Annotated in this window: 25 protein-coding genes and 3 tRNA genes; 18 read left to right on the top strand and 10 right to left on the bottom strand. The window is 59.1% G+C overall.

The window, feature by feature from the left end:
• Positions 1–25: 25 nt before the first annotated feature.
• Complete coding sequence (gene uvrB / locus EM858_RS15875; RefSeq protein WP_127757216.1) at positions 26–2,992, bottom strand: excinuclease ABC subunit UvrB; 2,967 nt, start codon at positions 2,990–2,992, stop codon at positions 26–28.
• A gap of 269 nt (positions 2,993–3,261) precedes the next feature.
• Between uvrB and EM858_RS15870 the strand changes: the two genes are divergently transcribed.
• Both EM858_RS15870 and EM858_RS15865 read left to right on the top strand, forming a co-directional pair.
• The gene (locus EM858_RS15870; protein ID WP_003507620.1) at positions 3,262–3,615 is read left to right on the top strand and encodes a DMT family protein; all 354 of its coding nucleotides are present in this window, start codon (positions 3,262–3,264) and stop codon (positions 3,613–3,615) included.
• Between the two features lie 106 nt (positions 3,616–3,721).
• Complete coding sequence (locus EM858_RS15865; RefSeq protein WP_127757306.1) at positions 3,722–4,144, top strand: GNAT family N-acetyltransferase; 423 nt, start codon at positions 3,722–3,724, stop codon at positions 4,142–4,144.
• Between the two features lie 17 nt (positions 4,145–4,161).
• Here EM858_RS15865 and EM858_RS15860 read toward each other — a convergent pair whose 3' ends face one another.
• Complete coding sequence (locus tag EM858_RS15860) at positions 4,162–4,545, bottom strand: helix-turn-helix domain-containing protein (protein ID WP_059759567.1); 384 nt, start codon at positions 4,543–4,545, stop codon at positions 4,162–4,164.
• 154 nt (positions 4,546–4,699) lie between these two features.
• Here EM858_RS15860 and EM858_RS15855 point away from each other — a divergent pair, with 154 nt between their 5' ends.
• Positions 4,700–5,311 (top strand): NAD(P)-dependent oxidoreductase, encoded by a 612-nt coding sequence (locus EM858_RS15855; RefSeq protein WP_127757215.1) that lies wholly within the window; start codon positions 4,700–4,702, stop codon positions 5,309–5,311.
• Between the two features lie 12 nt (positions 5,312–5,323).
• Complete coding sequence (locus EM858_RS15850; protein ID WP_080816607.1) at positions 5,324–5,800, top strand: nuclear transport factor 2 family protein; 477 nt, start codon at positions 5,324–5,326, stop codon at positions 5,798–5,800.
• Between the two features lie 67 nt (positions 5,801–5,867).
• Here the strand turns inward: EM858_RS15850 and EM858_RS15845 are convergent, their stop codons facing one another.
• Positions 5,868–7,232 (bottom strand): PepSY domain-containing protein, encoded by a 1,365-nt coding sequence (locus EM858_RS15845; RefSeq protein ID WP_127757214.1) that lies wholly within the window; start codon positions 7,230–7,232, stop codon positions 5,868–5,870.
• Between the two features lie 47 nt (positions 7,233–7,279).
• The gene (locus EM858_RS15840; protein WP_127757213.1) at positions 7,280–7,684 is read right to left on the bottom strand and encodes a DUF2946 family protein; all 405 of its coding nucleotides are present in this window, start codon (positions 7,682–7,684) and stop codon (positions 7,280–7,282) included.
• 337 nt (positions 7,685–8,021) lie between these two features.
• On the opposite strand from EM858_RS15840, the gene EM858_RS15835 reads away from it, so the two are divergent.
• Positions 8,022–8,681, top strand: a complete 660-nt coding sequence (locus tag EM858_RS15835) for a hypothetical protein (protein WP_127757212.1) — start codon at positions 8,022–8,024, stop codon at positions 8,679–8,681.
• A gap of 85 nt (positions 8,682–8,766) precedes the next feature.
• Here the strand turns inward: EM858_RS15835 and EM858_RS15830 are convergent, their stop codons facing one another.
• Both EM858_RS15830 and rlmB read right to left on the bottom strand, forming a co-directional pair.
• The gene (locus EM858_RS15830; protein WP_035263398.1) at positions 8,767–9,159 is read right to left on the bottom strand and encodes an acyl-CoA thioesterase; all 393 of its coding nucleotides are present in this window, start codon (positions 9,157–9,159) and stop codon (positions 8,767–8,769) included.
• A gap of 76 nt (positions 9,160–9,235) precedes the next feature.
• A complete protein-coding gene (gene rlmB / locus EM858_RS15825) occupies positions 9,236–10,123 on the bottom strand; it encodes a 23S rRNA (guanosine(2251)-2'-O)-methyltransferase RlmB (RefSeq protein WP_003522448.1) in 888 nt (295 codons plus the stop codon).
• A 209-nt stretch (positions 10,124–10,332) separates the two neighbouring features.
• Here rlmB and EM858_RS15820 point away from each other — a divergent pair.
• Positions 10,333–10,417 (top strand) — tRNA-Tyr (locus EM858_RS15820).
• Positions 10,418–10,442: 25 nt separating this feature from the next.
• Positions 10,443–10,516, top strand: a tRNA-Gly gene (locus EM858_RS15815).
• Between the two features lie 180 nt (positions 10,517–10,696).
• Here the strand turns inward: EM858_RS15815 and EM858_RS15810 are convergent.
• Both EM858_RS15810 and EM858_RS15805 read right to left on the bottom strand, forming a co-directional pair.
• Positions 10,697–10,891 carry a hypothetical protein gene (locus EM858_RS15810; RefSeq protein ID WP_035263387.1) on the bottom strand — a complete coding sequence of 65 codons (195 nt, stop codon included), beginning with the start codon at positions 10,889–10,891 and terminating at the stop codon, positions 10,697–10,699.
• A 129-nt stretch (positions 10,892–11,020) separates the two neighbouring features.
• On the bottom strand, positions 11,021–11,347 hold the full coding sequence (locus tag EM858_RS15805; protein WP_127757211.1) for a BA14K family protein: 327 nt from the start codon (positions 11,345–11,347) through the stop codon (positions 11,021–11,023).
• 319 nt (positions 11,348–11,666) lie between these two features.
• On the opposite strand from EM858_RS15805, the gene EM858_RS15800 reads away from it, so the two are divergent.
• Together EM858_RS15800 and EM858_RS15790 are read left to right on the top strand one after the other, a co-directional pair.
• Positions 11,667–12,116, top strand: a complete 450-nt coding sequence (locus EM858_RS15800) for a hypothetical protein (RefSeq protein WP_035263391.1) — start codon at positions 11,667–11,669, stop codon at positions 12,114–12,116.
• 629 nt (positions 12,117–12,745) lie between these two features.
• Complete coding sequence (locus tag EM858_RS15790; protein ID WP_127757210.1) at positions 12,746–13,114, top strand: MliC family protein; 369 nt, start codon at positions 12,746–12,748, stop codon at positions 13,112–13,114.
• Positions 13,115–13,587: 473 nt separating this feature from the next.
• Here the strand turns inward: EM858_RS15790 and EM858_RS15775 are convergent, their stop codons facing one another.
• Positions 13,588–14,220 carry a TerC family protein gene (locus EM858_RS15775; RefSeq protein WP_035263395.1) on the bottom strand — a complete coding sequence of 211 codons (633 nt, stop codon included), beginning with the start codon at positions 14,218–14,220 and terminating at the stop codon, positions 13,588–13,590.
• Between the two features lie 403 nt (positions 14,221–14,623).
• Between EM858_RS15775 and tuf the strand changes: the two genes are divergently transcribed.
• Positions 14,624–15,799 (top strand): elongation factor Tu, encoded by a 1,176-nt coding sequence (gene tuf / locus EM858_RS15770; RefSeq protein ID WP_003525183.1) that lies wholly within the window; start codon positions 14,624–14,626, stop codon positions 15,797–15,799.
• Positions 15,800–16,031: 232 nt separating this feature from the next.
• Here tuf and EM858_RS15765 read toward each other — a convergent pair whose 3' ends face one another.
• The gene (locus EM858_RS15765) at positions 16,032–16,619 is read right to left on the bottom strand and encodes a histidine phosphatase family protein (protein ID WP_020812237.1); all 588 of its coding nucleotides are present in this window, start codon (positions 16,617–16,619) and stop codon (positions 16,032–16,034) included.
• A 186-nt stretch (positions 16,620–16,805) separates the two neighbouring features.
• On the opposite strand from EM858_RS15765, the gene EM858_RS15760 reads away from it, so the two are divergent.
• The 8 genes from EM858_RS15760 (at position 16,806) to rpoB (ending at position 24,829) form a co-directional block, all read left to right on the top strand.
• A tRNA-Trp gene (locus tag EM858_RS15760) sits at positions 16,806–16,881 on the top strand.
• A 186-nt stretch (positions 16,882–17,067) separates the two neighbouring features.
• A complete protein-coding gene (secE, locus tag EM858_RS15755) occupies positions 17,068–17,268 on the top strand; it encodes a preprotein translocase subunit SecE (RefSeq protein ID WP_003523719.1) in 201 nt (66 codons plus the stop codon).
• 45 nt (positions 17,269–17,313) lie between these two features.
• A complete protein-coding gene (gene nusG, locus EM858_RS15750) occupies positions 17,314–17,844 on the top strand; it encodes a transcription termination/antitermination protein NusG (RefSeq protein WP_003523721.1) in 531 nt (176 codons plus the stop codon).
• A gap of 144 nt (positions 17,845–17,988) precedes the next feature.
• The gene (gene rplK, locus EM858_RS15745) at positions 17,989–18,420 is read left to right on the top strand and encodes a 50S ribosomal protein L11 (RefSeq protein ID WP_003523723.1); all 432 of its coding nucleotides are present in this window, start codon (positions 17,989–17,991) and stop codon (positions 18,418–18,420) included.
• Between the two features lie 2 nt (positions 18,421–18,422).
• A complete protein-coding gene (gene rplA, locus EM858_RS15740) occupies positions 18,423–19,118 on the top strand; it encodes a 50S ribosomal protein L1 (protein ID WP_003523724.1) in 696 nt (231 codons plus the stop codon).
• A gap of 353 nt (positions 19,119–19,471) precedes the next feature.
• A complete protein-coding gene (rplJ, locus tag EM858_RS15735) occupies positions 19,472–19,990 on the top strand; it encodes a 50S ribosomal protein L10 (protein ID WP_003523725.1) in 519 nt (172 codons plus the stop codon).
• A gap of 59 nt (positions 19,991–20,049) precedes the next feature.
• The gene (gene rplL / locus EM858_RS15730) at positions 20,050–20,430 is read left to right on the top strand and encodes a 50S ribosomal protein L7/L12 (protein ID WP_003523726.1); all 381 of its coding nucleotides are present in this window, start codon (positions 20,050–20,052) and stop codon (positions 20,428–20,430) included.
• 262 nt (positions 20,431–20,692) lie between these two features.
• Positions 20,693–24,829, top strand: a complete 4,137-nt coding sequence (gene rpoB / locus EM858_RS15725) for a DNA-directed RNA polymerase subunit beta (RefSeq protein WP_003523727.1) — start codon at positions 20,693–20,695, stop codon at positions 24,827–24,829.
• Positions 24,830–24,863: the final 34 nt, after the last annotated feature.

Genomic DNA, 24,863 nt, shown 5'->3' with positions numbered 1-24,863 from the left:
GCGTCGAAGATCGCGGGCGCGTGCGTTAGCGCCCCGGCCGGCCCGTCTTGCCCTTGGTCCGGCTCTTGCGCTTCTGCTCGCCGGCATCCTCATAGGAACCCGCGCCAATCTTGCCACGCACCAGCGGCCGCGGGTCATCCGTGGCTCGTTCGGGCTGACCTTCGAGAAGCGGTGAGAACCGTTTGCCGGGCTCGGTCTCGGGCTTGTCGGGCACCGCGCCGCGCACGGGTTTTTCGGTCCTGCCCACCGTCATTTCGTCCAGCGTGTTCCTGCGGAAAAGCGGTTTTCCCGCATCCGAGCCGGGGCCCATTTCATCCAGCGAGGGTTTGGCGAAGAGGGATTTGCCGCTTTCGTTCGCTGCGGCGCCCGCCTCCGTCCTGCCGGATGTCTCACCCTCCGGCGGGGAGATCGACAAGTGGCTGCGTCTGTTGTTCTTTCCGCCGCCTTCGATGGCGCGGGCCTCCTCCTTGGCCATCGGGTCGTCCATCGTCGCCAGTTCGGCGGCCTTGAGGCGTTTGATTTCGTCGCGCAGGCGGGCGGCTTTTTCGAAGTCGAGATCGGCTGCGGCGTCGCGCATGGATTTTTCCAGCGCGTTGAGATGGGCCTGCAGATTGTTGCCGACGAGGTGGCCGCCATCGGCGAAGCCCTTGCCGGAAACGCCGGAAATATCGGCCCTTACGTGATCGCGCTCATAAACAGAATCAAGAATGTCGGAAATCTTCGCCTTCACCGATTCCGGCGTGATGCCGTGTTCGGCATTATAGGCCATCTGCTTTTCGCGGCGGCGGGAGGTTTCCTCCATCGCCCGCTTCATCGAGCCGGTGATATTGTCTGCGTAGAGGATGACCTTGCCGTCGACGTTACGGGCGGCGCGGCCGATGGTCTGGATCAGCGAGGTTTCCGAGCGCAGGAAGCCTTCCTTGTCGGCATCGAGGATGGCGACGAAACCGCATTCGGGAATATCGAGACCTTCGCGCAAGAGGTTGATACCGACAAGCACGTCGAAAGCGCCAAGGCGCAGGTCGCGGATGATTTCGATGCGCTCCAGCGTGTCGATATCCGAGTGCATGTAACGGACGCGGACGCCCTGTTCATGCAGATATTCGGTCAGGTCCTCGGCCATGCGTTTGGTCAGCACGGTGCAGAGCGTGCGATAGCCCTTGGCGGCGGTTTCGCGGATTTCGCCGAGAACGTCGTCGACCTGGCTGCGGGCGGAGCGCACTTCCACCGGTGGATCGATGAGGCCGGTCGGGCGGATGACCTGTTCGGCGAAGACGCCGCCGGACTGTTCCATTTCCCACGAGCCGGGGGTTGCCGAAACCGCCACGGTGAGCGGGCGCATCGCGTCCCATTCCTCGAAGCGCAGCGGCCGGTTGTCCATGCAGGAGGGCAGGCGGAAGCCGTATTCGGCCAGCGTCGCCTTGCGCCTGAAGTCGCCGCGATACATGCCGCCGATCTGGCTGACGGAGACGTGGCTTTCATCGATGAACAGCAGCGCGTTGTCAGGAATATATTCGAACAAAGTCGGCGGCGGTTCGCCGGGATTGCGGCCGGTGAGATAACGCGAATAGTTCTCGATACCGGCGCAGGAGCCGGTCGCCTCCAGCATTTCCACATCGTAGCGGGTGCGCTGTTCCAGCCGCTGGGCCTCCAGCAGGCGTCCGGCCTTTTCCAGTTCGGCGAGGCGGCCCTTCAATTCTTCCTTGATCGACTTGATCGCGCCGTTGAGCGTCGGGCGTGGGGTGACATAGTGAGAATTGGCGTAAATCTTGACGGATTGCAGATCGCCGGTCTTCTGGCCGCTCAGCGGGTCGAATTCGGTGATGGAATCGATCTCGTCGCCGAACATCGAGATGCGCCAGGCGGCGTCCTCAAGGTGGGCCGGGAAGATTTCGATGGTATCGCCGCGCACGCGGAACGAGCCGCGCTGGAAATCCATGTCGCGGCGCTTGTATTGCTGGGCCACGAGGTCGGCCAGAAGCTGGCGCTGGTCCAGCCGGTCGCCCACCTGCATCTGGAAGGTCATGGCCGTATAGGTCTCGACCGAACCGATACCGTAGATGCAGGAAACCGAGGCGACGATGATGCAGTCGTCGCGTTCCAGCAACGAACGGGTGGCGGAGTGGCGCATCCGGTCGATCTGTTCGTTGATCGAGGATTCCTTCTCGATGAAGGTGTCGGAGCGCGGCACATAGGCTTCCGGCTGGTAATAATCGTAGTAGGAGACGAAATATTCCACCGCATTGTCGGGGAAGAAATTCTTGAACTCCGAATAGAGCTGCGCGGCCAGCGTCTTGTTGGGCGCAAGGATGACGGCCGGGCGCTGCGTCGCCTCGATCACCTTGGCCATGGTGAAGGTCTTGCCCGAGCCGGTGACGCCGAGCAGCACCTGGCTGCGCTCGCCGGAATTGATGCCTTCGACGAGATCGGCAATGGCGGTCGGCTGGTCCCCGGCGGGCTGGTAATCCGAGGCCATGCGGATGGCGACGCCGCCTTCGGACTTCGGCGGGCGGGCCGGGCGGTGCGGCGTCCACAGCTTGCCGTCCTTGAACAGCGGATTGCCGCTCTCGATCAGCTTCGACAGCGCGTCCACCGTTGCGGTGACGGCGCCCGGCGCGAGGTTGGCGGCATCCTCCAGCGACACATCCATGCCGGCGACCGGATTGAGGCCGGCGGCGGCGCGGGTTTTCGGATCGCTCGATGCGCCGATGGAAACGCCGCGTGCGGTCTTGGAAGCCGTGGTGTTCTTGGCCGTCTTCGGGGGGGCTTTCTGGGCCTCCTTGCGTGCCTCGATCTCGATCTTCTTGCGGTGCTTGCCCGCCTTCGAGGCGATTTCGCGCTGGGTTTCCACGGAGGACGCCTCCGCTTCCGCCTCGAGCTGCTTCACCCAGTCAGCGACGCTGCCGCTGAGCGGCGCGCCTTCGAAGGACGATTGCGGAGCTTCCTCGAAGCCCGAGGGCGAGGAGGGGGACTTTTTCGGTGATCTGGCCATGGGCGAAATATGGAGGGAGTCACGCATAAAGGGAAGGGGATGCGGTGAAAAAATGAGTACAAAAAGGAAACGAAGCGCGGGGAACAAATTTTGGCCGAATGCGTTGCGTAGCGGCTGACGATAGCTCTGATAAAATCCGTAGAAAATCGATTCCGGTTTTCGGGCGGATGCGCTAGAGCAAATCCGTACGGGCGGAATGAGGGTTCCCTTCTGACTGCCTTTTCCTGCCGCATTTCATGACATCCCTCCCTTTTTTCCCAGGACCCATCATGCCGTTCTCAATCAGCCCTGCCCATATCTGGCCTGTCCTGATGCTTATCGCCTCCAATGTTTTCATGACCTTCGCCTGGTACGGCCACCTCAAGCACAAGGGCAGCGCGCTCTTTCTGGCGATTGTCGCCAGCTGGGGTATCGCCTTCTTCGAATATGTGCTTGCCGTTCCCGCGAACCGCATCGGTTCGGAGGTCTATTCCACCGCTCAGCTCAAGACCATTCAGGAAGTCATCACGCTCGCGGTCTTCGCGCTGTTTTCGATCTTCTGGCTGAAGGAAAGCATCACCATCAATCACGTGATCGGTTTCGCGCTGATCGCCTTCGGTGCGTCCTTCATTTTCCGCTCCTGAAAACCAACGACTAGACCGGCGCCTTGCCGGCCCGGAACAGTCGCAACGGATATGAGGTGATGTATCGATGAAAATACGGCCTGCGAAAGTTGACGATGCAACGGGAATGGCGGCGGTTCAGAACGAGATATTCTCGGTCGGCCTTCGAAAAGCGCCGACGGATATCACGGCGGTGCTGGAGAATTACATCCAGCACGCCGACCGTATCGAATGCTCGGTCGCCGAGGACGACGACGGGCGTATCCTGGGCTTCCAGTCGCTGCGTTATGCGCGGACGGACAATCCCTATGGCGTGGCGGAAGGCTGGGGCATCATCGGCACCCATGTCAGCCCGCAGGTGGCGCGAAGAGGTGTGGGATCCGCCCTCTTCGCGGCAACGCGCAGGGCGGCGGAGGCGCGCGGCCTTAAAAATATCGACGCCAGCATCGGCGCGGACAACATGCTCGGGCAAAGCTATTACGACGCCATGGGCTTTACGACCTATCGCCAGCCGGCAGGGCTGGTCTGCAAGGTTTACCGGCTGGGTTAGACGCGGTTTGCTTCCGGTCAGCCGCGACTGTCGTTTTCGGAATATTGCAGGCGCGCCTTGCAGATGCGAACGTGGTTCTCGTCAGCCCATTGCACCAGCAACTGCATCGGCACCAGAAACGAGCGGCCGAGATTGGTCAGCTCATATTCAACGCGCGGCGGCACCTCGGCATAAAGCGTGCGGCGGATGAAGCCATCCTCTTCCAGCCGTTTCAGGGTGCGGGACAACATCTGCTTGGAAATATCGTCGATCCTGCGGTTCAGCTCGTTGAAGCGCAGCACGCCGCCCTGCAGGGCTTCCAGAACCAAAAGGCTCCATTGATCGCCGATACGGTCCAGCACGTCGCGGATGGGGCAGGGCTGGTCGAAGGCAAAAACCTCTTTCGTCTGCGTATCCGCCATGTCCTTACCCCTTGCCCTTTTTACCCTTGCAGGTCATCGCCATGTGACCAGATCAGCCGCCGCTGACTTCTTGCGGCTATGGCTGCGATACCATAGCTCTTCTTCGCGGTCTATAATCTAGACCGCTAACGATAGTGACAAGAGGAAAGAAGCCATGGCTAAAATCGCGCTCATCGGCGCTTCCGGCAATGCCGGGTCCCGTATTCTGAAGGAACTTTCCGACCGGGGACATCAGGTGACGGCAATCGCCCGCAATCCCGAAAAGATCGCCAGCCTGCCGAATGTGGTGGCAAAGAAGGGCGATGTTTTCGATCAGGCAGGGCTTTCGGAACTGCTGAAGGGTCACGATGCCGTGATCAGTTCGGTGCATTTCACCGCCAGTGATCCGGCAACGCTGATCGAGGCCGTGCGCGCCTCCGGCGTTCAGCGCTATCTGGTCGTCGGCGGCGCCGGCAGCCTTGAAATCGCGCCGGGCCAGCGTGTGGTCGACCTGCCGGATTTCCCGGTCGCCTACAAGGCCGAAGCGACCAAGGGTGCGGAGTTTCTGGATATTCTGAAACAGGAGAAACAACTCGACTGGACCTTCCTGTCGCCGTCCGCCGAGTTCGTGCCGGGCGAAAGAACGGGCAAATTCCGCATCGGCAAGGATAATCTCCTCAGCAACGATGAGGGGAGTCGCATTTCCTTCGAAGACTATGCCATCGCGCTTGTCGATGAAATCGAGAAGCCGCAGCATTCCCGCCAGCGTTTCACCGTCGGTTATTGAGAGGTATCACCCATGAATTTCGTAACACGCCGTCTTGCCATCGCCGCCTTCGCCCTCGTGCCCGCCTTGATGGCGGCACCCGTTCTGGCGCAAACCGCAACGCGGGATTTCGCGCAGGAAGAAGCCAACCGCAAACTGGTGATCGAGTTTTACGACACGGTCTTCAACAAGCATGATGTGGCGAAGGGCGCCGCCGTCCTCGTCGACAGCTACAAGCAGCACAACCCGATGGTGCCGGACGGCAAGGCGCCGTTCGTCAATTATTTTACCGGCTTTTTCAAGGAGAATCCGCAGTCGAAAGCACGGATCGTGCGCAGCGCCACGGATGGCGATCTGGTCTATCTGCACATCCATTCGACGGAAAATGAAGGTGATCGCGGTAGGGCCATCGTCGATATCTTCCGTGTCACCGATGGCAAGATCACCGAGCACTGGGACGTGATCCAGGAGGTGCCGGAAAAGGCGGCGAACAACAATACGATGTTCTGAGGGCCGTTGCCGTCGCATTGCCGATAACAGGGAAACAGCCGGGATTTTCGCCCGGCTGTTTTCATTTTCAGATTGAACGTCGTTTCTGGCGCGACTGTACGATCAGATCCAGCGCCAGCATGGCCAGCAGGCTCGCGCCCACCAGCGGGAAAAGGATGCCGCCGATGGCGAGCATGACGAGCAGACCGTGCAGGGCGCGTTTCTCCTGCGGCAAAGGCGGCACGCCGAGCGACCCTTTCGGACGGCGTTTCCACCACATGATGCCGGCGGATACGGCAAGCAGCACAATGCCGATACAGGCCGCCAGAAGCACGATCTGGTTGGCGAGGCCATATTGCTGGCCCAGATGCACGTTGATGCCCCATTCCAGCGCCTTGCCGAGCGGGCCGTAATCGGCGTAGCTCATGTCGATCAGCGGGTCGCCGCTATATTGATCGAGATGGACGACCCGTTGCTGCGCCAGATCGTCTGGATAGACGGAGCCGCTATAGACGCCCGTTGGTTTTCCCGGCAGGGAGACAGCGTAACCGGCGGCAAGACCGAGCGCGTCGAAACGTGCTATCGCCTCGTCGATCCCGATTGGCTGGCCTTCGGGGGAATGGGTGGATTCCGGGATTTTCGCCTGCTCCAGCGACCAGCTTGTTTTCGCCACGTGATCGAGATGTTCGCCCGACATCGGAACATCGGTGCGAATGCCCGCCGGATATCCGAAGTTGCTGCCATTCGCCCATTCATTGACCTTGGCGCCCCACACGCCCGACCAGGGCATTCCGGTAACGGCAAGGAAAACGATGAAAAAACCGACGAAAATGCCGGTGACGGCATGGGTATCGCGCCAGAACACCCGCTTTTTCGGTGTGCCGCGCACGGTCACGACACCGCCGGTCTGTTTTCGCGGCCACCAGAGATAGATGCCGGTGGCGACGAGAAGGATGGACCAGCCGGCGGCGATCTCAATCAGATAGCGGGCATAGGTGCCGAAATATTTCAGGCTGTGGAGATAGCGGATCGTCCACATGACGGTGCCGCGATCCGGCAGGGAGCCCGCAACCTCGGCAGTAACGGGATTGACGTAGACGGCCCGCTTTCCATCTGCCGTATTGACGGTGATTTCCACCGACGCGCCCGGATCGGCGGGGGTGGTATATTTGACGGCTGTGCCGGGAACGGCCGCAAGCGCTGCGGTTACGATCTCGGAAGGCAGCGCTTTCGGCGCGTCTTGCACCACTTCGATCCGCTTCAGATCCGAATGGATGAGATTATCGAACTCGTCCCGGAAGAGATAAAGCGCGCCGGTGACGGCGAGCGATATCATGAAGGGCAGGACGAGCAGACCGGCGTAGAAATGCCAGCGCCATACGGCGCGATAAAGATTTGCGGACGAGGAATGCGCAGGCGCACGCTCGCCCCCGAAAGAGGTCGTAACGGACATGGATGTCTCCGCAAGAGAATTGATTTTCCGGCAGGCCGGAGAGTGTTCTAGCGCTGCGGAGCGGAGGGAGGTGCGCGCGGGCGCGATTCCAGATTGGGCGGCGATGGCGGCAACGCCGCGTCGATAGTCCGGAAGGCGACTTCGATCGCAGGGAGAATATTGTCCGTGCGCTCGATGGGAATAGCTGGAAGAGCGGCGACCGTGGCCGAGGCCAGACGGCAGAGCGTGCCGCAACAGTCGTCGGCAATCTTGCCGGCGGGGTTCTGTTTGCCGGAGCCGCCTTCCGGCATATGGCTGGAACAGATGATCTCATCCGCCGCCAGCGCGGCCATCGCCATGTTGCCGCTGGTCAGGCCGTTGGCGAGCCCCTGCAAAAGGAAAAGCAGAACCGCCAGCATGGCGATGGCGCCAGCCGAACTTCTGTCCTGCATGATCCTGCGAATGAATCCCATGAGAACGGGATGTCATATTTGCAGCGAAATGTCACCGCGACACAATGACGGCAACACAGGTCAGCGACCCTCAGCATCCTGACCCGGCCATGTAATTATACTGATAATTACTTTCGATTTTAATTGGATTTATAAGTTAAATCCGTTTATGTCTCTGCATAGATACGATTTTTATTTAATAATACGAATATAATCATGTTATTTTGTTTGCATCGTGGAAATAAAATAACTGAATTATCTCACGTCATTTCGCTCATGCCGCGATCATGATCCGGAGTTTCTGTAATTTGGTGCACTTGGCGAGACAAAAAAACGGCGGCCGCAGGGTATCCCTTTCATGAAAATAGCCATCGTGCAGTTCGATAGCCGTCCGCTCGATGCGCTGGGAATTCTCGCGCCGTTAATCGTCCGCAATTCGCATTATGCAGAACAGCAGGGGTACGAGCATTTTTTTGTCAATCGGCTCGGGATAGATATTCCGCCCTTCTGGGCAAAGCCTCTTGTCGTGACGTCCTATCTGCGGTCGGGCTATGACATCGTGTTATGGCTGGATACCGATGCGGTCGTTCACGATCTTTCGGTACCCGTCACCCGGTTTTTCGTGGGAGAAGAGGTTTTCATATATGCCTCGGATAACCCTTACTGGCGCAGTCCCTTCAATGCGGGCGTGTTCATCTGCAAGGGTACTCTCGCATTGGAGCTTATGCTGGAGTGGGCGGCGCTGTATCGGCCGGACCAATGGGAACAGCACGGCGAGCAGTGGCGATGCCGGGATGCGCGATGGGCGGGACCAGCCTATGAGCAGGGCAGTTTCGTCATCAACATCCTGCCAAAATACGGCCAGTCGGTTCTCTTCAAGCAACTGCCGTGGCAGGTGCTGCAAAGCCCGTTCCCGCTCGACAATTCATTCACCCTGCATTTTGCGGAGCGGTTCAAAGCCAATATCGGCGTTTATTGCGCCGCGTTCCCGCAAACCCGGCTTGCCCGCGAAGAATGATCGAGGCAATGCGTGTGGGCCGACGTGGCTTGCCGGATATATCCCTAAATGGAGAGCGGCGCTGAAGCCCAGCGCCGCAGCGCGCTTATTCCGCTGCCGGAATGGGCGTGGGTTGTCCGGTTTCGTCCATCGCCACCATGATGAAGGTTCCCGCGGTGACTTTTTCCAGCTTGTCGTAACGCGACCGCTGCGCCCAGGCTTCCACCGTCAGCGTGATGGAGGTGCGGCCAACGCGGGCGATATCGGTATAGATGGATAGCGTATCGCCGATCTTCACCGGCAGCTCGAAGGCCATTTCCTTGACCGCCGCGGTGACGACGCGACAGCGGGAACGCTCCGCTGCACGGATGCCGCTCGCCAAGTCCATCTGCGACATGACCCAGCCGCCGAAAATATCGCCGGCCGGATTGGCGTCGGCCGGCATGGCGAGCGTTCTGAGCGTCAGCTCGCCGGTCGGTTTGATGGTCTGGTCGGTCATGTTGAGATTTGCTCCGTGCGAATGACAAAGGCGCAGCATGCGTTGCGCTTTGCGATTTCGCAAGGAAGGCGAAGCGTCAGGACGACGCTTTGCCCAGAAATTGCTGCGTTGCATAAAGGGCGATGGCTGCGGCATTCGAAACGTTGAGCGATTTGATCTCGCCGGGCATATCGAGACGGGCGAGCGCCGAGACGGTTTCCCGCGTTTTCTGGCGCAGGCCCTTGCCTTCGGCGCCCAGCACCAGGGCGATTTTTTCACCGCTGAACGTCTGTTCGATGGGGGCGGGGCCTTCCGAATCCAGACCGACGGAGAAGAAGCCGAGCTTGTGCAGCTCGCCCAGCGCATCGGCCAGATTGGTGATCTGGATATAGGGAATGAGTTCCAGCGCACCGGAAGCCGATTTCGCCAGTACGCCTGACTCGGTCGGGCTGTGGCGCATGGTGGTGATGACGGCACCGGCGTTGAAGGCGACCGCCGAGCGCATGATGGCGCCGACATTGTGCGGATCGGTGACCTGATCGAGCACGAGAATGAGCGGGCTGTCCTTCAGCGCGCCGAGACGCTTGACCGGCAACGGCCGGGTTTCCAGCATCACGCCCTGATGGATGGCCTCGGGGCCGAGGACCCTGTCGATATCCTGCGGCGAAACCATCTCGACCGGGAAGGGCTGGGCATCCGCCTCGCCGATATCCAGCCGCGCAAAGGCGTTCTGGGTGACGGAGAGCTTGACGATCTGCCGTTCGGGATTGGCGAGTGCCGCACGCACGGTATGCAGGCCGTAAAGATGCACCTGATCGGGCGCAAGCTGCGGCGGCTTCCAGTCGTCTGCGCCACGGTTCTTGCGCTTCGGCTGCTGCGGGGTCGGAATTTCGCCGCGCTCGCGCTTGGCGTCGCGCACGGCGCGGCGCAGGTTGGCATAGTGCGTGTCGCGGGTGGATTTGTTCTTGGGATCGTCTTTGCTCATGGCGCCTTATATCTCCGCCGGGAGGCGCGCACCAGCCCCCGCGATAATCCACAGGGCCGTAAAGAGGTTTGAATTTTTTCCCGAAAATTCGTGAAAGGGCGTGTTGACAGAAACGAACGAGGCCGTCATATACGCGCCACAGACGACGCAACGGCGCTTCGCCGCAGCGAAATCTGAAGAGCTTGGTCGCTCGATCCTAGCAGAAAGCTGGAGGGATGCCCGAGTGGTTAAAGGGGACGGACTGTAAATCCGTTGGCTACGCCTACGTTGGTTCAAATCCAACTCCCTCCACCATTCTGCACGGATCGAAATCACCACCGCGGGTATAGCTCAATGGTAGAGCAGCAGCCTTCCAAGCTGAATACGCGGGTTCGATTCCCGCTACCCGCTCCAGCTTCTCCCCAATATCATCGATAAAGTTTCTTTAGCGCCGTTTTTCCGCCTTTGCCTCGATGGAAATATGCGCCCGTCTTCTGGCATTTTTCCACTTCTAGGAAGGGCATTCTTCCTGAGCGCTTTGTTCTGAGGTCTAAGGATTGCGTCTGTGGGCTCCTGCCATGCAGACCTCGTCTTTCAGGATGGCTCCAGCGCCGACTGGATCCGCAGTTTCTCCGCATCCAGTTCGCTCAGCCTTCCCATATGCGCCGTGATTTCCTCAAAGATCGAGGTGCGATCCGTTTTCGACAGGCGCTCCACGCGACGCAGGGCCGTGATGACTTCGATCAGATCAAGTCGTTCCTGCTCAAGCTTTTCCAGATTCCAGAACATCGCGTTTTCCCCGTTGGCACGCGTCGAAACGGCTCGCAGGGCAAAAGGTTCAGATCAGTAGAATTTAAGGTAAATTTTATCTTGTCGGCAACGGCCCGGGCTGGGGATGCAGCCCGGGCCTCAGCCGAATCAATAGGGTGAACGGCACTGCGTTCGCGTGCCGGCAGGGGCCATATAGCTGTTGTCGGTGGGATGGTAGGATGTGTAACGCGCCGCACACCATTTTATATGGTCGATTTCGGCTTGAGACAGGGCGTAGCCGTTGGGCGTGGCCTCTTCGCCTTTCCCTGCCGCAAAGGCAGACGCCGGGTAGCCCCGCTGATCTGAATTCTGCGCCTTCGCCTGTGTTTCGTAGGCAGGCTGTATGAGGCTCAACGCATGGGCGGGCACGACAGCGGCGGCAGATATCGCGACGCCAAGAGCGAGCGCGGAGATGGTCTTCGGCATCCTCAACATCGATAAATCCTCGTTATTCGTTCGGTATGCTAACGAAAACTTAGGAAATTCGTTCCGGTGAAGGGTTGACGCCACACGAACACGTGATTCTCCGGGCTGGGGGCAGGAGGCGGTTGAAGCAGCAATATCGGGATGCTCTCGGTCCTGTGGTGCGGCGTTCATGATGACGGTGCGATGCTGCCTTCACCGGGAAGTGGGTGTGTCCGGCAAGCAAGTTTCATTCCCGCCTGCTTCGCTTCCCGTCCTTTCGCACTGCTCGTTGACAAGCGGAAAATCCGGTCAGATAGTCGGCCGGCAATCATGCAAACGGGAGTCTTCAATGTTTAACAGGGTTGTCATTCTCTCATCCTTTGCGCTGCTGGCATCGGCGGCGTTTGTCTCCCCCGCAGCCGCACTCACCATGAAGGAGTGCAGCGTGAAATATCAGGCGGCGAAAGCCGACGGGTCGGCCAAGGACGTCAAGTGGAACGACTATCGCGCCAAGTTCTGCGGCAGCGAGGCGGCAGCCGAGGATGCGGCCGACGACAAGCAGGTCGCGGCCACCACCGAAAAAGAACCCGCAAAAGCGACGACAAAGGCCCCGAAGGGCGTCGCTTTCCCGAGTGCTGTCGATAAGAAATATTCAAGCGAGACGCCCGCAAAGGCCCGCCTGAAAACCTGTGTCGACTCCTATCACAAGAACAAGAATGACGGCACGCTCGGCGATCTGAAATGGATCCAGAAGGGCGGCGGCTACTGGAGCCTGTGCAACACGGCCCTGAAGAGCTGAGACAGGCAGGGGCGGATTACCTCCGGGACTGGCGCGTTATCCGACATGGTTTCGGATAACGCGTGAGCTGATTCGGTCGCGATCGTTTGCCCCTGGCCCCTTTTCCCCCCAGCCGCCATTCGCCGGCAGATGCGGATATCGCTTCCTGTCCGCGATCAGGACCTGATCGCGGATGAGCCCGTTGCCTGATGGGTGGAAACGCATGGCATGGGGCAACCCCGTTTTCGGGCGGGTAAAATCTGCGAATGGCTTGCGATTCAGTCTCTTGATAGAAAGACTTGACCCTGCGGCTCGATCCGCATCCAGCAATTCAACGGCTGCGGCTGTCCGATGACGGCTCGCCGGCAATGTGGGCGAATGACCAGACGATTTCGAAACTATCTCACCGTGCTGGCCATATCGCTGCTGATGTGGACGGTGATCCTTGGCGTCGGTTATTGGCTTTTTCGATAGGTTTTGCCACAGCTTGCCGGCCTGAATGAACGTGCCGCAAGGCCTGTGCGGCGACAAAGCCGCCTTATGCCTGCGAGGCCGATATTCCCGAAAATTTGCTATGGTGAGAGGCGGCCGCCCCATTTCGGCTTCGCTGGCGTAACCTTATGGTTCGGTGAAATCAGGAAAGGGTCATCATGAAAAAATCCGTTGCCGCGACATGCCTTGCAGCTTTCTCCATGTCGGTCGCTACCGGCGCCATGGCTGGAGAGCTGGTGATTCCGCTTCCGAAAGACACGACGGTCGAAAAGGTGGAGACCGTCTATCAATGCGCCACTGATAAGGTGGAGGCCGTCTATTTCAATGCCGGTGAGATCAGCCTCGTACGGCTGGGGCTGAAGGATGGCGTCACCGTTGCCGCAAATGTCATTTCCGGGTCGGGCGTCAAATATCAGGGCGGCATTTATGTCTGGTGGTCGAAGGGCGAGGAGGCGGATCTTTACGATCTGATGGCGGATCCGGAGATGAAAAAGCCGGTTCACTGCGTGGAAGCGAAGAAATCCTGATCGTCGGGAGCTTTGCCTCAAAGGAGCGGCGGCAGGGCGGTTTTTTAAAAACCTTGCCATGCCGCCGGTCAGCGTGGGAGTGCGCGCGCGGCGCGTTCAGCCAAGAACGAGCGACGCAAGAAGCGCCAGCAGGATAAGAGAGCTGGCGACAACGCCGAGCCTCACCCTGCGAAGGCGGCGGGTACGACCGCCGCTCCAGTCATAAGCCATTGGCAGCTTTACCTTTCTTTTTATTATTATGACTTATTGACTAGCTCCCTAGGCTTGCCCGTGGCTGACCTCAATTGTCAGAAACCATCGGCGAAAATTCACGATTTCCCTGTCTTATCCCGATGTTGCAGCAAGCGCGGCGATTGATTCTTCCTCTCCTGCGACGGCAAAGAGGATGAGGCGACCTGACGGGCGCAGGCCATGAAAAAGGCCCGGAAACTGGCGTTTCCGGGCCTTGTGGAGAAGCGTGTCTGCTGGTCGTTTCAGCTCAGATAGGGCTGGAGATAGGGCAGAACTTCGAGGGTGCCGTGATACAGCATGTTGAGGGCGACATAGATGATGACCATCAGGCCGAGATAGGAAATCCAGCGATAGCGGTGCAGCAGCTTGGCGACGAAGTTGGCGGCGAGGCCCATGAGCGCAATCGAAACGACGAGGCCAATGATCAGCACCGTCACATGTTCCTGTGCGGCGCCGGCGACGGCAAGGACGTTATCCAGCGACATGGAAACATCGGCGATGACGATCTGGGTCGCGGCCTGGAAGAAGGTCTTGTGCCCCTTGGTCAGGTCGGCCTCTTCGTCCGTCACTTCGTCTTCGATGGAGCCTGCGGCCTCGCGCAGTTCGACCCACATCTTCCAGCACACCCAGGCGAGCAGCAGGCCGCCGAACAATTGCAGGCCGACAATGGCGAGAAGCTGCACGGTGACGGCGGCAAAGCCGATGCGCAGAACCGTGGCGGCGATGATGCCGACCAGGATCGCCTTGCGGCGGAGGTGAGCGGGCAGACCGGCGGCTGCAAGGCCGATGACGATGGCGTTGTCGCCCGCCAGCACGAGGTCGATTGCGATGACCTGTAAGAATGCCGTGAAACCGGCGGCTGTGAAGATTTCCATGGGATGGTCCTGAAACGGATAGAGAGGTCGCGAGGGAAGCGACGGATCGAGATATGGCTTGGGATGGCGCGTCCGCGCCGGATTCCAGTCGCCCGTCTCCCCCCGGCGATGAAATGTCCTTAAGCCATCATGCCGGTGCAGGTAAAGAAGTTGTGATAGAAATATCTTATTTAGTGATCGGCCATTCCGGAGGAGGGGGGCCGTCGGGCGGATGCCCGCTTCGCCCTTGCGAGGGTTTGAATGTCGCAAATCAGATACCATATACGGGCCTCAAGGCACGCTTAGGGCGCGCGCGAAGACGCTTTCACAATTAAGTCTTGCGCATTCGCTTACAAAGCCTTAAACGGCGACACCAAACCGGTACGCCGGGGAAACTACTTCACGTTCACAGGAAGAAATTCACATGGCAAAGAGCAAGTTTGAGCGCAATAAGCCGCACGTCAACATTGGCACGATCGGTCACGTTGACCATGGCAAGACGTCGCTGACGGCAGCGATCACGAAGTTCTTCGGCGAATTCAAGGCGTATGACCAGATCGACGCCGCGCCTGAAGAAAAGGCCCGTGGTATCACGATTTCGACGGCACACGTTGAATACGAAACGCCTGCCCGTCACTATGCGCACGTCGACTGCCCCGGCCACGCCGACTACGTGAAGAACATGATCACCGGTGCTGCCCAGATGGACGGCGCGATCCTGGTTTGCTCGGCTGCCGACGGCCCGATGCCGCAGACCCGCGAGCACATCCTGCTTGCCCGTCAGGTTGGCGTTCCGGCGATCGTCGTGTTCCTCAACAAGGTCGACCAGGTTGACGACGCCGAGCTTCTCGAGCTCGTCGAGCTTGAAGTTCGCGAACTTCTGTCGTCCTACGACTTCCCGGGCGACGATATTCCGATCATCAAGGGTTCGGCACTTGCCGCTCTTGAAGACTCTGACAAGAAGATCGGTGAAGACGCGATCCGCGAGCTGATGGCTGCGGTTGACGCCTACATCCCGACGCCTGAGCGTCCGATCGACCAGCCGTTCCTGATGCCGATCGAAGACGTGTTCTCGATCTCCGGCCGTGGTACGGTTGTGACGGGTCGCGTTGAGCGCGGTATCGTCAAGGTCGGTGAAGAAGTCGAAATCGTCGGCATCCGTCCGACCTCGAAGACGACTGTTACCGGCGTTGAAATGTTCCGCAAGCTGCTCGACCAGGGCCAGGCCGGCGACAACATCGGTGCTCTCGTTCGCGGTGTTAACCGTGACGGCGTCGAGCGTGGTCAGATCCTGTGCAAGCCGGGTTCGGTCAAGCCGCACAAGAAGTTCAAGGCTGAAGCCTACATCCTGACGAAGGAAGAAGGCGGCCGTCATACGCCGTTCTTCACGAACTACCGTCCGCAGTTCTACTTCCGCACGACGGACGTAACGGGCATCGTTACGCTTCCGGAAGGCACGGAAATGGTTATGCCTGGCGACAACGTGACCGTTGACGTCGAGCTGATCGTTCCGATCGCGATGGAAGAAAAGCTGCGCTTCGCTATCCGCGAAGGCGGCCGTACCGTCGGCGCCGGCATCGTTGCCTCGATCGTCGAGTAATCTTTTCCCGCAAGGGATTTGAGAAAACCCCGCTGGAGACAGCGGGGTTTTTTATTGCCCGAAAGGGCCAGAGTCCGTTTGAAAACGTCGGACGGGTCGATCCGGCGATGCTTTTTGCGTCTGGCTGCGTCGAAAATCTTGACGATATCATCGGATATCGCCTTCGATCTTCTTCTTGCCAGACACAAAAATCACCAGCCGGCTCTCCGCCGCCGAGTTTCCAAACGGACTCTCAGCAGTCGATGCGGACGATGTCGCCATCCTTGAGATGGAAGAATGCGTCCTGCGGCACATCGAGGCGCAATGCTTCCTCCTTTGGAAGGTTCGCATAGACGCCGCGCAAAAGGCGGCTGGTGATGCCGTGGCAGATGACGATCGCATCGCGCGCCTGTCTCTGCTGAATGGTCTCCAGGCTGCGGGCCACCCGGCTCGTCATTCTTTCGAATGTCTCACCGCCCGGCGCGTGGAAGAACCATTCGTATCGATCCAGCCCGTCGCGCATGCCGGGATATTCATAGTCGATCTCGTAATCCGTCATGCCGTCCCATACGCCCATGCCGATCTCCATCAGGCCGGGATCGAGGGTGATGCCGTCGATCATGCCGATTTCGCCCGCGACGATCTCGCAGGTCTGCCTCGCCCTGCCGAGCGGGCTGGAGAAAATATGGACTTCATCGGTTTCGATCAGCGCGGCGAGCCTGCGGCCCATGCGCATCGCCTGTTGTCGCCCCAGTTCCGTCAACGGCGAATCGACCTGACCCTGCCAGCGGCGAACGGCGTTGAATTCGGTCTGGCCGTGACGGACGAGATAGATGCTCATGGGCGTTCCTGTGAAATGCGGGGAAGATCAGCGAATTGAACGATGTACCCCGTGGGCGGGGTGTGCCAGGGTATTTTGCCAGACAATGTGAAAAAACAAAAAACACACTTGCCATTCTTTTCCCTGCACCTTAAAGGAGCGCATACCGAATTGGCCAAGCGATTTCGCGGCCGGTTCAGGTGATCAAGGGGTATAGCTCAGTTGGTAGAGCGGCGGTCTCCAAAACCGCAGGTCGGGGGTTCGAGCCCCTCTGCCCCTGCCACTTTCCATTCGCAAGCGCGGGTCCTCGCTGCATGGCAGATGGGTGCCGGATTTCCGGCGAATTTCGCGGAATGTCGATTTCCTCTTGTTAAAAAGGGAATCGGTGTTTATGTAGGGTCAAAACAGACACGCGGTGCGTGGGGCTGATCAGTATCGGCTTTACGCGCCGTAATTGCGTGGGCAGTCAATGGCATCCAAAACCAATCCGTTTACGTTTCTGCAGCAGGTTCGCGCCGAAGCGTCAAAAATCACTTGGCCGTCGCGCCGCGAGACCATGATTTCGACGGCTATGGTGCTGGTGATGGTCATTTTTGCGGCTCTGTTCTTCTTTGCTGCGGATCAGCTCATCGGCTGGCTGCTCAGCCTGGTGCTGAACGTAGGCCGGTAACGGCGCGGTCAAAGGCCCGGTGGAAGGATCGAACGGAGAATAAAAATGGCAGCGCGCTGGTATATCGTTCACGCATATTCGAATTTCGAAAAGAAGGTCGCCGAGTCGATCGAGGAAAAGGCCCGTCAGAAGGGTCTGGATCATCTTTTCGAGAAAATCCTCGTGCCGACCGAAAAGGTGGTCGAGGTGCGTCGCGGCCGCAAGGTCGATAGCGAGCGCAAGTTTTTTCCAGGTTACGTGCTGGTGCGCGCCAACCTGACGGATGAGGCCTATCACCTCATCAAGAACACGCCGAAGGTTACCGGTTTCCTCGGTTCGGACAGCAAGCCTGTTCCGATTCCCGATTATGAAGCCGAGCGTATCCTCGGTCAGGTTCAGGAAGGTGTCGAGCGTCCGAAGTCTTCGGTTTCGTTCGAGATCGGCGAGCAGGTTCGCGTTTCCGACGGTCCGTTCGCGTCGTTCAACGGCGTGGTTCAGGATGTCGACGAAGAGCGTTCGCGCCTGAAGGTGGAAGTGTCGATTTTCGGCCGCGCTACGCCGGTCGAGCTGGAATACAATCAGGTCGAAAAGGTCTGATTGGCGGGGCGAGACCCCAAGCGCGTGGAAGGCTAACTGGCTCTTTAAGCCGGGGCAGGGTGCCGCACCACGCAACCGCAGCCGCCGGAGCAATCCGGCTTAAGAGAAGCCGGGTAACCGGTTTGAATTGAAAGGCAGAGAGATATGGCTAAGAAAGTTGCAGGCCAGCTCAAGTTGCAGGTAAAGGCCGGGGCGGCCAATCCGTCCCCGCCGATCGGTCCGGCACTTGGTCAGCGTGGCATTAACATCATGGAATTCTGCAAGGCGTTCAATGCCGCCACGCAGGAAATGGAAAAGGGTATGCCGATCCCGGTCGTCATCACCTATTACCAGGACAAGTCCTTCACCTTCGTCATGAAGCAGCCGCCGATGACCTACTGGCTGAAGAAGGAAGCAAAGATCACCTCCGGTTCCAAGACGCCTGGCAAGGGCGCCAAGGTCGGCTCCATCACCAAGGCTCAGGTCAAGACGATCGCTGAAGCCAAGATGAAGGATCTGAACGCAGCCGACATCGAAGGCGCAATGGCAATGGTTGAGGGCTCTGCCCGCGCCATGGGCCTGGAAGTGGTAGGTTGATCATGGCCAAGGTAGCAAAGCGCATTCAGAAGATCCGCGAAGGCGTGGATCCTAACAAGCTTTACGTTCTCACCGACGCCATTTCGATGGTCAAGGAACGTGCTGTCGCCAAGTTCGACGAAACCGTTGAAGTTTCGATGAACCTCGGCGTTGACCCGCGCCATGCGGACCAGATGGTTCGTGGCGTTGTCAACCTGCCGAACGGCACTGGCCGTGACGTTCGCGTCGCCGTTTTCGCCCGTGGCGCCAAGGCTGATGAAGCCACGGCTGCTGGCGCTGACGTTGTCGGTGCAGAAGAACTGGTTGAAATCGTTCAGGGCGGCAAGATCGACTTCGATCGTTGCATCGCGACCCCGGACATGATGCCGCTCGTCGGCCGTCTCGGCAAGGTACTCGGCCCGCGTGGCATGATGCCGAACCCGAAGGTCGGTACGGTGACGATGGATGTTGCCGGCGCCGTCAAGGCGTCCAAGGGCGGCGCTGTCGAGTTCCGCGTCGAAAAGGCCGGTATCGTACACGCTGGCGTTGGCAAGGCTTCGTTCGACGCCAAGGCTCTTGAAGAAAACATCAAGGCTTTCGCCGATGCCGTCATCAAGGCAAAGCCGACCGGTGCCAAGGGTAACTACGTCAAGCGCGTCGCGATTTCCTCGACCATGGGTCCGGGCGTCAAGATCGACCCTTCGTCGGTTACGGCTTAATCAATTCTCGCGCTTCTTAACGGAAGTGTGAATAAAAGAATTTCCGGCTCCCAGGAGCCGGAGATTTCCGGGGAAACCCGGAACTCCTGTCCGAGATTGCGGGTGGCCATGTCTTTCGGGACCTGGCCTTAATCATTCAACCTGCATGAGACGGGTGAGGCTGGATTTGAGGCATCCTAGATGCCTGACTGTCCGGTTCGAACCTGGTGTGCCTGTGCCTGAAGCCGTTTGCGGCGACAGAGCGGGGGACAGGATCCTCGAGCGTCGCTCGGGATCTTTGTAAAAAGGTCCCTTGGGGCAAAGGCAAACCCGACGGGTTCACATGTTGTGTTCCCGTCTACTGGAGACAGACAGTGGAAAGAGCGGAAAAACGCGAATTCGTCACGGAGCTGAACGAAGTCTTCAAGGCTTCCGGTTCGGTTGTCGTGGCCCACTATGCTGGTGTCACCGTTGCGCAGATGAACGACTTCCGTTCGAAGATGCGCGCTGCCGGAGGCACCGTCAAGGTCGCGAAGAACCGCCTGGCCAAGATCGCTCTTCAGGGCACGGAGTCGGAAGGGATGACAGATCTCTTCAAGGGCCAGACGCTGATTGCATACAGCGTCGACCCGATGATCGCTCCGAAAGTCGTCATGGATTTCGCCAAGACCAACGACAAGGTCGTTGTTCTCGGTGGCGCCATGGGTGCAACCACGCTCAACGCCGAAGCAGTCAAGTCGCTTGCGACCCTGCCTTCGCTGGACGAGCTGCGCGCAAAGCTGCTGGGCCTTCTCAATGCCCCGGCAACCCGCGTCGCTACGGTTGTCGCCGCACCTGCAAGCCAGCTGGCACGGGTGTTCTCGGCTTACGCCAAGAAGGACGAAGCCGCTTAAGGCGGTTTTTCGCTGTAAATATTCAAACTGGTTCGAACTGAACAAAAGGAACTATCAAAATGGCTGATCTCGCAAAGATCGTAGACGACCTCTCCTCGCTGACCGTTCTGGAAGCTGCAGAACTGTCCAAGCTTCTCGAAGAAAAGTGGGGCGTTTCCGCTGCTGCTCCGGTAGCTGTTGCTGCTGTTGCTGGCGGTGCAGGCGCTGCTGCTGCTGCTGAAGAAGAAAAGACTGAATTCGACGTGATCCTGGTTGACGCTGGCGCCAACAAGATCAACGTCATCAAGGAAGTCCGCGCTATCACGGGCCTCGGCCTGAAGGAAGCCAAGGACCTCGTTGAAGGCGCTCCGAAGGCTGTCAAGGAAGCTGTTTCCAAGGCTGAAGCTGCTGATCTCAAGAAGAAGCTTGAAGAAGCCGGCGCTAAGGTCGACGTTAAGTAATCTTGCGATTACTGGCGGGAAGGGGCTTCATGCCCCTTTCCGTCGTTATCGTTTTTAAAACTCATTACCCAAAAGCCGCGTGAAAATGGCTTTTGGGTAATGGGTTCTTCAAGAGAATGGTTCCGAACCGGCTCATCTAGGCAATCCGGCCTGATCGATCCGGGATGTGGAACGAGATTGATGACACCCATTGCTTGACGGGATCGACTGGCCATCGGTTCCCGTCCGTTGCAGGCCCGGATGCAATTTTAAAGGAGCGACGATGGCTCAGACCCTTTCGTTTAACGGTCGCAGGCGCGTACGCAAGTTTTTCGGCAAAATTCCAGAAGTAGCGGAAATGCCGAACCTCATCGAGGTTCAGAAGGCTTCGTACGACCAGTTTCTCATGGTTGACGAGCCCAAGGGTGGCCGTCCCGACGAGGGATTGAATGCCGTATTCAAGTCCGTATTCCCGATCACCGATTTTTCCGGCGCCTCCATGCTTGAATTCGTGTCCTACGAATTCGAAGCGCCGAAGTTCGACGTCGAGGAATGCCGTCAGCGCGATCTGACCTATGCTGCGCCGCTGAAAGTGACGCTGCGCCTCATCGTGTTCGATATCGATGAAGATACCGGCGCGAAGTCCATCAAGGACATCAAGGAACAGTCCGTCTACATGGGCGACATGCCGCTCATGACCAATAACGGTACGTTCATCGTCAACGGCACCGAGCGCGTCATCGTTTCGCAGATGCACCGTTCGCCGGGCGTGTTCTTCGATCACGACAAGGGCAAGAGCCATTCTTCCGGCAAGCTGCTCTTCGCTGCCCGCGTCATCCCCTATCGCGGTTCCTGGCTCGACATCGAGTTCGACGCCAAGGACATCGTCTATGCGCGTATCGACCGTCGCCGCAAGATCCCCGTGACCTCGCTGCTGATGGCGCTTGGCATGGATGGCGAAGACATTCTGTCGACCTTCTACACCAAGGCTTCCTATGAGCGCGACGGCGACGGCTGGCGCATTCCCTTCCAGCCCGAGACGCTGAAGAACGCCAAGGTCATCACCGACATGATCGACGCCGATACCGGCGAAGTCGTGGTCGAAGGTGGCAAGAAGCTGACCCCGCGCCTGATCCGTCAGCTGACGGAGAAGGGCCTGAAGGCGCTGAAGGCGACCGACGAAGACCTCTACGGCAACTATCTGGCCGAAGACATCGTCAACTACGAGACGGGTGAAATCTATCTCGAAGCTGGCGACGAAATCGACGAGAAGACCCTCGGTCTCATCCTGCAGTCCGGCTTCGACGAGATTCCGGTCCTCAACATCGACCACGTCAATGTTGGCGCCTATATCCGCAACACGCTGTCCGCCGACAAGAACGAGAACCGTCAGGAAGCCCTGTTCGACATCTACCGCGTCATGCGTCCGGGTGAGCCGCCGACCATGGAATCGGCGGAAGCGATGTTCAACTCGCTGTTCTTCGATGCAGAGCGTTACGATCTGTCGGCCGTTGGCCGCGTCAAGATGAACATGCGCCTCGACCTCGATGCGGAAGACACCGTGCGCACGCTGCGCAAGGAAGACATCCTCGCCGTCGTCAAGATGCTGGTCGAACTGCGCGACGGCAAGGGCGAAATCGACGACATCGACAACCTCGGCAACCGCCGTGTCCGTTCTGTCGGCGAACTGATGGAAAACCAGTATCGTCTGGGCCTTCTGCGCATGGAACGTGCGATCAAGGAACGTATGTCCTCGATCGAAATCGACACCGTGATGCCGCAGGACCTGATCAACGCGAAGCCGGCAGCAGCCGCCGTTCGCGAATTCTTCGGTTCCTCGCAGCTGTCGCAGTTCATGGACCAGGTGAACCCGCTTTCGGAAATCACCCACAAGCGCCGTCTTTCGGCTCTTGGACCGGGCGGTCTGACCCGCGAGCGCGCCGGCTTCGAAGTCCGCGACGTTCACCCGACCCATTACGGCCGTATTTGCCCGATCGAAACGCCGGAAGGCCCGAACATCGGTCTGATCAACTCGCTTGCAACCTTCGCCCGCGTCAACAAGTACGGCTTCATCGAAAGCCCGTACCGCAAGATCGTCGACGGCAAGGTGACCAATGACGTGATCTACCTCTCCGCCATGGAAGAGGCCAAATATTACGTCGCGCAGGCCAATGCGCCGCTCAATGAAGACGGTTCGTTCTCGGAAGAGTTCGTCGTCTGCCGTCACTCGGGCGAAGTTATGCTCGCACCGCGTGACAACATCAACCTGATGGACGTTTCGCCGAAGCAGCTCGTTTCGGTCGCAGCGGCTCTCATTCCGTTCCTGGAAAACGACGACGCCAACCGCGCCCTCATGGGCTCGAACATGCAGCGTCAGGCCGTTCCGCTTCTGCGCGCCGAGGCACCGTTCGTCGGTACCGGCATGGAGCCGATCGTCGCCCGTGACTCCGGCGCTGCCATCGCAGCCCGTCGTGGCGGTGTGGTCGATCAGGTGGATGCGACCCGTATCGTTATCCGCGCCACGGAAGACCTCGATGCCGGCAAGTCCGGTGTCGACATCTACCGTCTGCAGAAGTTCCAGCGTTCGAACCAGAACACCTGCGTCAACCAGCGTCCGCTGGTTTCCGTCGGCGACAACATCTCCAAGGGCGATATCATCGCGGACGGTCCGTCGACCGACCTCGGCGATCTGGCTCTCGGCCGCAACGCGCTTGTCGCGTTCATGCCCTGGAACGGCTACAACTACGAAGACTCGATCCTGATGTCGGAGCGTATCGTTTCCGACGACGTGTTCACCTCCATCCACATCGAAGAATTCGAAGTGATGGCGCGCGACACGAAGCTTGGTCCGGAAGAAATCACGCGCGACATTCCGAACGTTTCGGAAGAAGCGCTGAAGAACCTCGACGAAGCCGGTATCGTTTACATTGGTGCGGAAGTTCAGCCGGGCGATATCCTCGTCGGCAAGATCACGCCGAAGGGCGAAAGCCCGATGACGCCGGAAGAAAAGCTTCTGCGCGCCATCTTCGGTGAAAAGGCTTCCGACGTTCGCGACACCTCCATGCGCATGCCTCCGGGCACGTTCGGTACGGTCGTCGAAGTCCGCGTCTTTAACCGTCACGGTGTGGAGAAGGACGAGCGCGCGATGGCTATCGAGCGCGAAGAGATCGAGCGCTTAGCGAAGGACCGCGACGACGAGCAGGCAATTCTTGACCGTAACGTCTACGGCCGCCTGATCGACATGCTGCGTGGCCACGTTTCCATCGCCGGTCCGAAGGGCTTCAAGAAGGGCGTCGAGCTTTCCAACGCCGTCGTCTCCGAATATCCCCGCTCGCAGTGGTGGATGTTCGCGGTCGAAGACGAAAAGGCTCAGTCCGAGCTGGAAGCGCTTCGCGGCCAGTACGACGAATCCAAGTCGCGCCTTGAACAGCGCTTCATGGACAAGGTCGAAAAGGTCCAGCGCGGCGATGAAATGCCTCCGGGCGTCATGAAGATGGTCAAGGTCTTCGTTGCTGTTAAGCGCAAGATCCAGCCGGGCGACAAGATGGCCGGCCGTCACGGTAACAAGGGCGTCGTCTCGCGTATCGTACCGGTCGAGGACATGCCGTTCCTCGAAGACGGCACGCATGTCGACATCTGCTTGAACCCGCTCGGCGTGCCTTCGCGCATGAACGTCGGCCAGATCCTCGAAACCCACCTCGCATGGGCATGCGCAGGCATGGGCAAGAAGATCGGCGAGATGCTCGAAGAGTATCGCAAGACGATGGACATCAGCGAGCTTCGCAGCGAGCTGACGGAAATCTACGCGTCTGAAGCCAATGACGAGGTTCAGCGTTTCGACGACGACTCGCTGGTGAAGCTTGCCGAAGAAGCCAAGCGCGGTGTTTCCATCGCGACCCCGGTCTTCGACGGTGCGCATGAGCCCGACGTCGCCGCGATGCTGAAGAAGGCAGGTCTGCATGAATCCGGTCAGTCCGTCCTTTATGACGGTCGTACCGGTGAGCCGTTCGACCGCAAGGTCACCGTCGGCTACATGTACATGATCAAGCTGAACCACCTTGTCGACGACAAGATCCACGCTCGCTCGATCGGTCCTTACTCGCTCGTTACCCAGCAGCCGCTGGGCGGCAAGGCGCAGTTCGGCGGACAGCGCTTCGGGGAAATGGAAGTCTGGGCTCTGGAAGCATACGGCGCGGCCTACACGCTGCAGGAAATGCTGACCGTCAAGTCGGACGACGTGGCCGGCCGCACCAAGGTCTACGAAGCGATCGTCCGTGGCGACGATACCTTCGAGGCCGGTATTCCGGAGAGCTTCAACGTTCTCGTCAAGGAAATGCGGTCGCTCGGTCTTTCGGTTGAGCTGGAAAACTCGAAGATCGAGAACCAGCCCGAAGACCAGCTGCCCGACGCGGCGGAATAAAAATGAGAGAGGCGGGCGCCTTCCGGGCGCCTGC

Origin of the sequence: Agrobacterium sp. CNPSo 2736, from assembly GCF_004005385.1 — a bacterium.
GTDB classification, from domain to species: Bacteria; Pseudomonadota; Alphaproteobacteria; order Rhizobiales; family Rhizobiaceae; genus Agrobacterium; species Agrobacterium leguminum.
The sequence above is the reverse complement of the archived record's forward strand: the minus strand, read 5'-3'. Positions and strand labels throughout refer to the sequence as shown.